The organism is Burkholderia sp. AU45388, from assembly GCF_030481585.1.
GTDB classification, from domain to species: domain Bacteria; phylum Pseudomonadota; class Gammaproteobacteria; order Burkholderiales; family Burkholderiaceae; genus Burkholderia; species Burkholderia sola.
Map to the genome: position 1 here is coordinate 1 of NZ_JAUJPV010000033.1, position 12474 is coordinate 12474.

At 67.3% G+C, this 12474-nt stretch carries 6 protein-coding genes; 1 reads left to right on the forward strand and 5 read right to left on the reverse strand.

Annotation, left to right across the window (positions count from 1 at the left end; genetic code table 11):
- Window positions 1–572 precede the first annotated feature (572 nt).
- Window positions 573–1010 carry an ATPase gene (locus QZM72_RS33095; protein ID WP_256979792.1) on the forward strand — a complete coding sequence of 146 codons (438 nt, stop codon included), beginning with the start codon at window positions 573–575 and terminating at the stop codon, window positions 1008–1010.
- Between the two features lie 146 nt (window positions 1011–1156).
- On the opposite strand, the gene QZM72_RS33100 is transcribed toward QZM72_RS33095, so the two are convergent.
- The 5 genes from QZM72_RS33100 to QZM72_RS33120 all read right to left on the reverse strand — a co-directional run bounded on the left by QZM72_RS33100 (window position 1157) and on the right by QZM72_RS33120 (window position 12448).
- Entirely contained in the window at window positions 1157–1834 is a 678-nt protein-coding gene (locus QZM72_RS33100; RefSeq protein WP_089470977.1) for a DUF429 domain-containing protein, read from the reverse strand.
- A gap of 9 nt (window positions 1835–1843) precedes the next feature.
- Window positions 1844–2368 (reverse strand): HD domain-containing protein, encoded by a 525-nt coding sequence (locus tag QZM72_RS33105; protein ID WP_089470976.1) that lies wholly within the window; start codon window positions 2366–2368, stop codon window positions 1844–1846.
- Between the two features lie 120 nt (window positions 2369–2488).
- Window positions 2489–5959, reverse strand: a complete 3471-nt coding sequence (locus QZM72_RS33110) for a YhaN family protein (protein WP_089470975.1) — start codon at window positions 5957–5959, stop codon at window positions 2489–2491.
- Window positions 5960–5962: 3 nt separating this feature from the next.
- Window positions 5963–7213, reverse strand: coding sequence for a DNA repair exonuclease (locus QZM72_RS33115; RefSeq protein WP_089470974.1), 1251 nt, complete (start codon window positions 7211–7213; stop codon window positions 5963–5965).
- Between the two features lie 864 nt (window positions 7214–8077).
- Window positions 8078–12448 (reverse strand): thioester reductase domain-containing protein, encoded by a 4371-nt coding sequence (locus tag QZM72_RS33120; protein ID WP_301740211.1) that lies wholly within the window; start codon window positions 12446–12448, stop codon window positions 8078–8080.
- Window positions 12449–12474 lie beyond the last annotated feature (26 nt).

Below are 12474 nucleotides of genomic sequence, written 5' to 3' on the forward strand. Positions count from 1 at the left end.
CATAAACCTGACTTACTTTAGTGTGAGACTCTTGATACTTTTGCTATCTGATCCGAGGATCAGCTCGCTGCCATCAAGCGCCCACACTTATCGGCTGTTAATTTTTAAAGAGCATTTCTGCGAGGAACTCCGTGTTTCCCGGCAGCGCTGCGTTTTCAGCAGCAGAGAAATGAGATTATGAACCGTGTTTCGCAGCTCGTCAACAACTTTCTACACGACTTCGTTGCGACTGCGGGGCTCAACTTCCTGTACCGCCAAGGCTCGCTACCTCCGAACCCCGACAGCACCGCTTCCCTTCCTCTCGCGCCGTGTTTGCGTTAGCGCGAAAGAGGCGTGATTCTAAGCACCCGCCCCCATCCGCGCAAGCCCTTTGTGAAGAAAGTTTGAAAAAGCCTCCGTGCGCTCACGCGCACGGGGGCTTCGGGCTCGACGGGCCGTGAAACCCGACGCACGCCGCCTTTCAAAGATATGACGAAGGCGCCCTTTCCTTCTATATAAGGGACACGGAACAGGCAAGGAAACTGGCGCGGTCGAGTATCATGCCGCGACCGAACCACGCACTCATATTGACGATGGACAGCACGACTCAATCCGGCGACAGCGACCTTCGCGACGAATACGCGGCACTGCGCGAGCGCGCGATCCTGCTGGAAGAACAGGTGCCGCCGCTTCTGCAACGCATCTCGGACCTGTTGCCGCGCATCAGCGGCGAATCCGAACTGGCGGATAGGCATCGCGAGCGGCTCGTCGGCGCACGCAATGCGGCGCTGGTCTCGATCGAAAACTATCAGCAGGCCATTCCGTTCCTGCAAACGGCCGACTCGATCATCGAGCAGCTGGACAAGACGCCCGAGCGCGACGAAGACATCGAGTGGCGCGAATCGCTGCTCCAACGGCTGGACGAGCTGATCGACGTCGCGGTCGTGATGATCGACGATGCGGACAGCTACTTCGAACACGCGCAAGCCTGCGACCTGTCCAGCGTGCCGAAATCCATCCTCGAGGATTGAGCGGACTGACCCGAAATCGCGCGATGTAGATGCGTCGCGCCACGCCCGCCGACAGTCGCTAGCTGACCTGCCCGTCGCCGGGCCTGCCGCATTCCCCCACGAAACGCCGCTGCGGCCGCCATCCCGCGCGGAGCAGCACGCCGCTCCTACGGCGAATCGAGCGCGATCGTCTCGCTCATCATCGGCACACGGATGTATCCGCCCGCCGCATCGCCGTACGCATGCGCGTTCCCGTCGATCACGTACTGCGCGGTCAACGCACACAGCGTCGCGTCGCGCGCATCGACGGAACGCAGCGTCGATACGTCGATGCCCAGTCGCTCCAGCAAGTGCCGGCGCTGGTTGCGCTTCTGCTTCGCCGACGCCACGGCCTTGCCCAGCATCGCGCAAGTAATCGCATACGGATAGGTTTCGAAGCTCACGCGTCCGCCCGTGTAGCACGCGTCGGTCAGCAACGGATAGGCGTCCGCGAGCGCACGGTAGACGCGCTCCCCCATGAACATCCAGTCGAAGAAGCCCGACGTGCTCGCGGCGGCCTGCTCACGCGACGGCGTCGGGAAACACGAAATCCGTTCACGCGCGAGCGCCTGTTCGGCCGCGCGGCGGCCGCTCCCCGTCCACCACAGGCTCGGCGCGTCGACGCCGACGGCGACAACGTCATGAGCGAGACACAAGGCGGCTAGCGACTCGGGCGCGACCCGCGCCTCCCGGCAGACGACCGTCGCCCCACGCAGGATCACGAGATCGCACAGCTTCCTGTCGCCGCCGACGTCGACGCCCGCCACGGCAGCCGCTTGCCGCGCGACGGATCGGGCCGATCGCATGCGCGTGCGTCAGTCCGCCGGCCGCGCGGCGTACGCGGTGTCGAAGATCGCCTCGAGACCGGGATGGACGCCGCGCATCGGATCGACGACCGACTTCGCCCAGTCGAAGTACGCCTGCTTGCGTTCGAGCGGCCAGTCCGCGGGCGGATGCCGGGCGATGTCGCGCAGGTTGCAGATCTTGTCGGCCAGTTTCACGAGCTTCGCGCGCCGGCTGATGGTGGCCGCGTGCTCGATCTGCAGACGCTTGCGCTCGTCCTTCGGCAGCGACTTGTCGTCCGTGACTTCCATCACGATGTCCGCCACGTCCTTGCCGAACAGCCGCAGCAACTCCTGCTCGGTCGTCTCCGTATCCTCGACCGTGTCGTGCAACACCGCCGCGACGATCACGCGTTCGTCCTCGACGCCGGCCTCGTTGGCGAGCACGTCGGCGAGCGCGATCGGATGATTGATGTACGGCGACGCCTCTTCGTCCTTGCGCCGCTGATTGCGATGCTTGTCCGCCGCGAACGCAATCGCGGCTACCAGCTTCTTCATATTCCCCCCTCGTGTGGCCAGACCCGCGACCGCCGAACCGGCCGCATCCGTTTCCGAACTGCTCATACTACCTGTACGCGATGCCCCTTCCCGCGGGCCGGCATCCCGGCCCGCTCCGCGTCATACGCCGGCCGGCGCACGCTGCAACTCGACCACGTTGACCCGCGCGCCGAACACGTCCCTCACGAGCGGCAGCAGGTGATCGTGGTGCGTCAGGAACAGCACCTGGGTGCGCGTCGACAGATCGCGCAGCGCGTCGAGCCCCGCCTTCGCGCGCGCATCGTCGAAATTGATGAACAGGTCGTCGGCGACGAACGGCAACGCGGTGCGGCTGCCGAGCTGCAACTCCAGCGCCGCGATCCGCAGCGCGAGGAACAACTGATCGCGCGTCCCTTCGCTCAGCCCCGCGACCTCGACCGACGTTCCCCTCGTGCGCCGCGCATACAGCGCGGGCGGCGTCCGTTCGGTATCGACGGTCAGCTTCGCGAATTCGCCCAGCGTGAGCCCGACGAAAATCTCGCCCGCACGCCGGAGCATCGGCCCCTGCTTCTGGTCGCGATAGCGATCCGTCGCCCACTTCAGCAAGCGGCTCGCCGTGGCTGCCTCCAGATACTGTTCGGCCGCGTCGCCCATCGCCGCCAGCGCTTCCTGCCGCTTCGACTCGGCAACCGCCGCGTTCGCCTGGCCGTCGATCGCGCCGAACGCCTGGTCGGCCACGACCTGTTGCTGCGCCAGCTCGTTCAGCCGCTTGCCGACATCGCCCAGCGACTGCTTCACCGCTTCGAGATGCGCGGGCACGTCGGCGATGTCCTGTTCCGCCACCTCGGCCTCGACGGCGGATCGGGACAGCCCGTCGCCGTCGCGCACCAGCGCTTCATGCGCGGCATCGACCGCCTGCCGAAGCTGGCGCTGCCGATCCGAGCGCTCGGCCAACGGCAGCGCCGCGTCGATCGACGCGACGCCGGCCAGTTGCAGCAGCGGCTGGATACGCGCATCGGCGCCCGCCACCGCGGCAGCCGCGTCCGCGACCTTGGCGTCGGCCTGCCGCACGGCCTCGTCGGCTCGATCGATCGCCCGCGCGACTTCCCTCGCGGCCGCAAGGCGCATCGTCAGCCGGCGCGCCACGTCCGGCCAGTCGCCGCTCGCCAGCCATTCCGGCGCGAGCGCTTCGGCAAGCCGTCGCGCACCGGCCTCGAGCGCGGCCAGCTCCGCGCGGATCGCGGCGATCCGGTTGCGCGGCGCGTCGGCATCGGCCAGTTCGGCCGTCACCGTGTTCGCGAGCCCGAGCGCCCCTTCCGCCGCGGCCAGCGTCGCTGCGCTCGCGGACAGTTTCGCGTCGGCCAGCGCGTCGCGCCATTGCGCCTGCCACGCGTCGTAAGCCGCCTGCGCGTGGTCGGCCCGCGACTGCGCGGTCGCGCACCCGCGTTCGGCTTCCCGCGCGCGATCGTCGAGGCTGTCCTTCCGTGCGGCCGCTTTCTCGGCCGACTGGACGAACGTCTCGGCGACGGCGACGAGCGCGGCCAGCCCGTCCGACTCGCCGCCTCGCGAGACCGTCAGCAGCGCCACACGCAGCGCGGTTTCCGCGCCGGCGCGGGCAGCACGCATCGCATCGAGTTCGCGGCGCTGACGATCGAGATCGGCCTGCGCGGCGAACACCGCGTCGCGCTTCGCGAGCCAGTCGCCCATCGCCGCCAGCGGCATGCCGGGCACCGCGGCCGCCGTCGCGAGCGCGGCCCACGTATCGCGATGCGCAGCCAGTTCGCGCTCGCGTTCCTCCAGCGCCGCCTGCCGGCGCGCCACGCCCGCCCGCGCGGATTCGACCTGCTGACGCAGCGACTGCAGCGTCGCCGCGGCCTGCGTCGCGCCGAGCTGCGCATCGACGAGTTCGTCGGCGAGACGCATCGCGTCGTCGACCGCCGGCGCGCCCGTCGCGAGATCGACGGCGCCGCTGCGGACGTCGCCCCACGCGCCGTCGCGACGCGCGCGCGCCGCCAGCACGTCGGCGGTCGTGACGACCTTGTGGTTCTCCGCGAAATGCTTTTCCTGCAATTCAAGTCGTTCGAGCTCTTCGAGCGCACCGTCCCGCGCGTCGCGCGCGGCAGCGGCCGCGCTCGCGCATTCGCTGTCTTCCTTGAGCAGCGCGGCGAGCCGTGCCGCCGACGGCACGTCGAGCGCACGCAGCGCGCCGACCGGCATGCGCCATGGTCCGAGTGCATCGAGCGCGCCGGACAGCGTGCGTTCGGCCGCCGCGATGTCGTGCGCGAGCGCCTGCTCGCGCGGGCCGCTGTTGCGAAAACCCTGGGCATCGGCCAGCGCCGCGCGCAACGCTTCCGGCACGTCGACGGTCGACAGGCGCGCCTGTTGTTCGCGGACCTGCGCCAGTTCGCGCGTGCGTTCGCCGAGCGATTCGCGCGCGCCGACGAGCGCCTGATGCAGCGCGCCGTGTTCGCGCAGCAGGTTCGCGACCGTCTTCAGCGACAGCGCCGTCGGCAACGCGGCGCGCAGCGACGCCTCGTCCGTCGGCCAGCCGAGCTGCGCGGCCGCCGACGACGCGGCGGACAGATGCCGTTCGACGTCCGCGCCGAGCAGCAGCAGATCCTGCGCGTGATTCATGCACGCGCCGCGCAGCCGATCGAGCGCTTCGATATCGGCTTCGAGCGCCAGCGTGTCGGCGTCCGCGACAATCGCATCGCGCGCCTGCCGCTTCGCGAGCAGATCGGCACGCCGCTCTTCGAGCACCTTCTGCTCGGCCGCGAGATCGCCCTGCGCCTTCAGCAGATCCGCATACGCGGTCGGCGGCAACTCGACGACCGCACCCAGTTCCGCCAGCGCCGCGTCCTTGACCGTCAGCTCCTTCAGATACGGCGCGAGCCGCCGCACGCGTTCGAGCTTCGAGCGCAGCGCTTCGAGCCGGCGCTGTTCCGCGCGCGCCTGCTCGATCTGCTGCTCGACCGCTTCGCGCGCGTCCTTGCGATCGACCCAGTCGCGCGTGCGCACCTGGACCGTCTTCAGTTCGGCCACCGCTTCGTTGAACGCCGTTTCGGCCAGCGCAAACGCGCTGCCGCTGCGACGCGGCGCCCACAATTCGAGCGCGCGCGCATCGAGCTCCTCGCGCACCGGCCCGAGGCTGCCGACCCCGGCAGCCGATTCGAACAGCACCTGGCCGAGCTTGTCCGATGCGTCGAGAATGCTACGGCCGCCATCCACCAGCCGCCCGTGATCGAGCCCGAACATCTGCTCGAAGAATTCGCGCGTCGCGCCATCCAGGACGGCCGCCAGATAGTCGTCGGGCAGCTTGTCGTCGGCGGGCGTGCGCAACGGACTGCGCCCGCGCGCACGGTGGAACGCGAGTTCACCCGTGGCGCTCTCCAGCACGCCGCCGATCCGCAATTCGGGCGTGCTGTGCAGGAAATCGAGCGGCGTCTGGAGCTTCATCCCGAACAGCAACTCGGACACGGCCGTGCGAATCGTCGACTTGCCGGCCTCGTTCGGCCCGACGATCACATGAAAATCCTCGCCGGCCGACGGGAACCGCAGCGTTTCGTCGGTGAACTTGCCGTACTTGATCAGATCGAGCTGGCTGATGCGCATCGCTTACTCCCCCCTCGCCAGCCGCGCGAGCAACGCGGGCCCGACCTGCTCGACCAGCGCCGTCAGCTGGCCCGCGCGCGCCATCGTCAGCAACGGCACGTCCTCCTTCACGTCGCTGCGGACCTTGCCGACGAACGGCTTCAGGTCGCGTTCGAGCAGCGCGAGGAAATCGGGATCGTGCGCGGCATCGGCCAGGATCTGCTTCAGGTCCTCCAGCGCTTCGAGCGGTTCGCTTTCGCCCGGCTGACGATCGGCAGCGGACGTCGCGAGCCGGACCTTCTCGAGCCACAGCCGCTCGTTGCCGATGATGCCGATCTGGTTCAGCACTTCCGCACGCAACTGCGGCGCACGGCCGAAAAAGAGGCCGTGCGCGGGCGTGCGCCCGGTGACGGTGACGCGCACCGCGCGCGGCACGTGGCCGTCGACGGTCAACAGCGCCTCCAGCGACTGGCCGATCTTTCGCGACAGATCGGCCACCGACTGGCAATCGGACGCATCGACCGACACGGCTTCCCAGCGCAGCACGTCGAGATACAAGCGTTCGACCTGCGTCCTGCCTTGCTCGACCGTCACGAGCACCGCGCCGCGCCGGCCCGTCTCGCGGATATGACGCCCCTGCAGGTTGCCGGGAAACACGACGGTGGACGGGCCCGTCCATTGCTGGAATTCGTGCACGTGGCCGAGCGCCCAGTAGTCGTAGCCTTTCGCGTGCAGTTCGGCCAGCGTGCACGGCGCATAGTTCGCGTGCGCCGCGTAGCCTTCGAGCGCCGTGTGCAGCACGCCGATGTTGTAGTGCCCGGGCACCGGGTCCGGGTAGCCGATCGCGAGATTGTCGACGACGGCCTTGTCCTTGAAGCTCTGCCCGTGCAGCGCGACGTCGAATTCCGGCAGCCTGACGGTTTCCGGCTTGCGGTGGCCGAACACGGTGACGTTGTCGGGCAGCGTCAGCTTTTTCGTCATCTCGCTTTCGGCATCGTGGTTGCCGCCTAAGACGAACGCGCGGATGCCGGCCTTGCGCAGGCGCCCCATCTGCTGGCCGAAGAAGATGCCCGTGTTGTGATCCTTCCAGTCGCCGTCGTACAGGTCGCCCGCGATCACGAGAAACGCGACTTCCTCTTCGATCGCACGATCCACGAGTTGCCGCAACGCCTCGCGCGACGCGTTGCGCAACTGCGCGGCCGGCGCGTCGGGATACGCGCTCAGGCCGTGCAACGGACTGTCAAGGTGAATGTCTGCCGCGTGGATGAACTTCACGAAGGTTCCTCTGTTTTATGGCGAACGGGCGACGCCGCTCGCACGGGCCGTGCCGTCAAGCGCAGGACCGGTAGCCGCCGGGCTTGCCGCCGCACCGGCGACACGCGCCGGAGCTGATCATGCTGCCCGCTGCAAGCGGGTCGGGATGGTACCTGAAGGCGGGTAACGACATGCGTTCTCCGTCGGTCCGGATGGCGGGGAAGCACACGATACCGATGCGAACCGACATTGTGCCGCAGCACGAGCGAGCGACAGCGATACCGCGCCGTCGAAGAACGGGCAGCGCACGAAATGATGGCCGCGCGATCGTCCGATCGCGCGAATGGTCATGACGGGATGCCCTGGAATGCTATCGGACCGCGCCGGGCGGGCCGGAACGGCACTTTCGTATCGTCTGTCGTCACGGTGTCGATCGGACATGCTGGCCCGTGCCGACCGGCGCTGCGATCGTGGCGGCCGGCTGTCGGGAGCCCTGCTATTTAAGCATGGCGCGCGGGCATTGGGCAGGAGTCACCCGTCGATCCGGGACTGATCGAGCGCGGCGCTTCGGTGATGTTCGTTGGAGGCACTTTCTCACCGACGGAAGCGCTGCCGCCGGGCGACCCTGCGCATGCGCACCGTCGAAGCCCGGCACTTCAACCGCACGTGACCCGCGAACACGGTCGGCAGATACCGTTTCGATGCCGGCTCGCCCGCCGCTCGGCTTGCAGCACGGCAACGCATCGCTATCGGGCAATGCGGGAACCGGGACGGCGGCGGCCCCGCCTTCCCGGCATCGACGATTCGACGAGATCGGTCTTTGCGACCCGATGGTGCCAACTTCAGATCATCGTCTCGCGCTCGGTCAGATCGGCGAACCGCCCCTCATGCGGTGACCAGCCTTTCATGCGGCTGCTCGAGAAAACCGTCTTCGTAGAAGTAATCGAAGAACGTGCGCAACCAGTCGTTGGCTGGACGCAGACTCAATGCGAGCACGTCACCCGCAAGCCGCTTCAGTTGGGTGACGTCGATCGGAAGAATGCGCCCGACCGTCGGATCCGCAACGGGGTTCAATTTCTTGAGTACCGGAATCAGCATCGAAAGCGGATGCGCCGGGTCCTGCCGGACATGTTCGGCCAATGCCGCGAGCCACGCGTCGTAGCTGGTCCGTTCGATCGCGAAGCCTTCGTCTTCGATGAAATCGACCAGTGCGTCCAGCGAGTTCCAGCGCGGGTTGACCACATGCACGCCATGCCCCGCGGCAGTCGGGTCGAGCGACGCACGTACGATGATCCGGCTGACGACGTCGACCGGCAGGATGTTGTCGAACCCCACGTCGCGCGGCGCCTTTCCAAACAGGATGATGCCCTTGATCAATCGACAGAACAGATCGTCCAGGTTCATCCGCCCGCTCACCGCATGCCCGACGATCCGCGCCGGACGATAAACCGTGACGGGAACGCCGCGCGCGTGCGCCTGGGCGAGCAACTGCTCGGCGACCCATTTGCTCTGCTCATAACCGCTCGTCAGGTGTTCGTGGAACGGCACCGCGAGCGTTTCGGGCAACGCATCGGAATAACGGTTCAGCGTGCCGACCGTGGACACGTAGTGAATCGGCGTCACGCGATGCAGGCTCGCCAGCCTGACGATGTCCTGCGTCGCCAGCACGTTGACCTGCTTCAGCGTCGCGTACGGATAAACGAAGTTGACCAGCGCGCCGTTGTGGTAGATCGCATCGATTTCACGTGCGAGCGCGTCGAATGCAGCCGCCGACAAGCCCAGGTTCGGTTCGCCAAGATCGCCCGGCACGGCAACGATCCGATCGCGGTGCCGCGCGTCCCACAAGCCATGCGACTGCATCGCGGCCTCGATGCGCCGTACGCCGGCCGCCGGATCGTCGGCGCGAACCACGCACATCACGCGCGCGTCGGTCGTCTCGAGCAGCGTATGAAGCAGGTGCACGCCGAGGAATCCGGTCGCGCCCGTGAGCAACACCGTGCGATACGGGCGCCACGCATACGGTTCCCGTGTCTCGATCGTCGGGTCGAGTCGCGCTTCATCCTGCAAATCGACGGCCGGCGTATCGCGACGCACATCGCCATTCGCGATGCTGGCGGCCAGGCCGGCGATCGTCGGGGCGGCCAGCAGCGTTTCCATGTCGATCGGCTGCTGAAGCCGTTCGCCCACCTGATACAGCATCACGGTCGCTTGCAGCGAATCCCCGCCGAGATCGAAGTAATTGTCGTGAATGCCGATGCGCGGCTGCTTGAGCAACACGCACCAGATGTCGTGGATCGCCGTTTCCACCAGGTCGCGAGGCGCCGCCTGGCGATCAGGCTGGCGAACCTCGACGTCACCGGACAGCAGCCGGACACGGTCGATCGTGCCTTTCGCGGAACGCGGCAGCGCCGCGAGCGCGACGATTGCGCCGGCGGACAGTGCCGGCACGCCGCGCAGCCCGGCCAGCCGGCGTACGATATCCGCGGCGTCGGCCGTCGCGTCCTGATGGAACAGCGCATAGTTCCATTGCCCGCTTTCGGCGATCCGCTCCACGAGCGCGACCTCATCGACACCCGCCTGCCGCGCAACGTCGGCCTCGAAATCGAGCCAGTCCACCGTCGTCTCGTCGGAACCCGCATTCCGGTCGGGCAGCCACGTATGACAGCCATGCTCCGTCCGCCACGCGTCCAGCGTCGTGCGCAACCACGTCCCGTTGCGCGTGACGGTCAGGCTGTCCCGGTCCGGCTTGCCGTTGCGCAGCATCAGATCGGGCACCGAATGCCCCGACACGACGAGCGTACCGAGCGCGTCCCCACCCGCCGGGTTCAGATGGGTGTCGGCGACGAACACGGATTCATTGGCCGATTTTGCCGATACCACGCCCGATTCGACGCGATCGAATCCATCGGCCGACGACACCGCATGCGGGAGCGACCACGCAGGCCAGCACAATCGTCGCAAGCGTTTCGCGCCGGGTGCGAGCTCGACGAGCCGCGCGGCGTCCGCACGCGTCAACGAGCGTGCATCGACCATGATCCAGTCGGTGCGAAGCGCGCCGGCCGACAGCATCGAGGAAGCGCGGACGATATGACGCGTCGCTTCCGGGCTGAGGACGATACCGTGCCAGTTCGCATCCGGAGACGCCGCCCGCCGCACAAACGCGGGATCACCAGCGCTCGCGATCTGGTGCAGCGACAGCCCGGCACTCAGTGCGCCCAGTACCGTCCACAACGCCGTATGCGACAGCGGCCCGTCGCCGAGCGCAACATCCCGCGATGCACCGGCCGGTAACGTCGAGCCGAACGCGCGCGCGGCTTCGACAAGCTGGGCGTGCGTATAGCGCATGACATGCCAATCGCCATCGATATCGCGCCGCAGCAGCGAGCAGGCGCCCTGCACCGGATCCGACCGATCGTCGAGCATACCGTCGATTTGCCCGTACATCGGATCCTGCTCGTCGAATACGTAACACATGACGCCGGTCAACGGCGTATGCTGCGCGGTCGTCACGCAGCTTCGCAGCGGTTCCGGCGACCAACCGCCATCGACGATCGCATCGAACGCGGACGACGGCAGATTCGGGTCGGTCATCACGCAATCGACGCCATAGGTCAGTCCGGACAGCAGCAACACCAGCCCCGACACGGGGTCATCGCATGCAATCAGCACGCGCTCGCCCGGCCGATAGCCGAAACGTCGCCATTGACGCACGGCACGCTGCACGCGATCGGCAATCGTTCCATAGGTGACGCCGTGCGCGTCACCCGGCGACTGGCGCCCGTCCGGTCGGGAAAAGGCGATCCGATCCGGCGTGCGAGCGGCCTGCGCGGCGATATGCGCGGACAACGTCGCGTCGCCGATCGATGCGTGTGCGGATGCGTCGGGCGCGCCGCCGGCACCCGTCGACGATCGCGCATCGAGCACGAGATCGCATACTTTTCGCGGCGTCGCGTCGATCAGGACTTCGAGGAGTCCGCGGTATTGCGAAGCCATGCGTTCAATGAATGCCGCGTCGAAGCGGGCCGTGTCGTAGGTCAACTGAAACGTCAGCGTATCCGTCGGCAATACGACCAGCGCCAGTGCATAACTCGTTTCCTCGACGGCACGCGGCTCGTCGATCCGCCACCCGCAACTCGCCGCGAGCCGGTCGAACCCATCCCGGCCCGGATAGTTCTCGAATACGTAAAGCGTATCGAACAGCGATTGCTGGCGCGGCACTTCGCTGCATTTCAAGACGTCCGTGAGTGCGCTGGGCGCATGCTGTTCCAGGCGCTGCGTGTCGGCTTGCAAGCGCCGCAACCAGTCGGCCGTATCGAGTTCGCCGTCGAGCGTCGCGCGCCACGGCAGCGTGTTGATGAACAGGCCGGCCATGCGTTCGATACCGTCCACCTCCGCGGCACGCCCCGATACGACGATGCCGCCGACGACGTCGTTGCAACCGCCGTAGCGCGCAAGCAGCATCGCCCACGCACCCTGGCAAAGCGTGTTGAGCGTCACCCGGGCCGCGCGGCATGCGCGACTGGCCGCCTCCATCCATCCGGCCGGCATCGTGTCGGCCCGAACCGACAGCGTGCGGCGCGTGTCGGCGCCGCCTGCTGCGCCGTTTGCCGGCGAAGGGCATACCGACGGCGCGAATCCTGCCGGCTTGCGATAGCCGCGCAACAGATCGCGCCAATAGTCGAGCGAACTGTCGCCATGGCGCGTGCGCAGCCACGCAACGTAGTCGCGATAGTCCCGCGCGATGGCAGGAAGCGGCGCGTCCGGGCGGGAATAACGTTGAAACACCTCGCCGAGCAGCAACGGCATCGACCAGCCGTCGAGGATCGCGTGGTGATAGGTCCAGAGGAACCGATGCCGCTCGTGAGCGAGCTGGATCAGCGTGACGCGCATCAGCGGCGCGACGCTGAAATCGAAGCCGCGTGCGCGGTCGCTCGCCAGCAGGTGCTCGAATCGATCGGCTTGCTCGTCGGCCGCGCGATCGCGCCAGTCGATCACCTCGAACGGCAATCCGACCGTATGCCGGACGACCTGCAACGGATTCTCTTCGTGCAGGCGAATGAACAGCGTCTTGAGTGTGTCGTGGCGATGCACGACCGCTTCCCACGCGCCGCGGAATCGCTCGAGGTCCAGCGGGCCATGCAACACGCAGGAAAATTGCTCGACGTAGATGCCGGAGGCCGGATCGAGTCGCGAATGGTGAAGCATGCCTCGCTGCAGAGGCGTGAGCGGGTAAATCGTATCGACGTTTCGGGTCATCCTGGATTCCTGGTGCGGTCATGCTC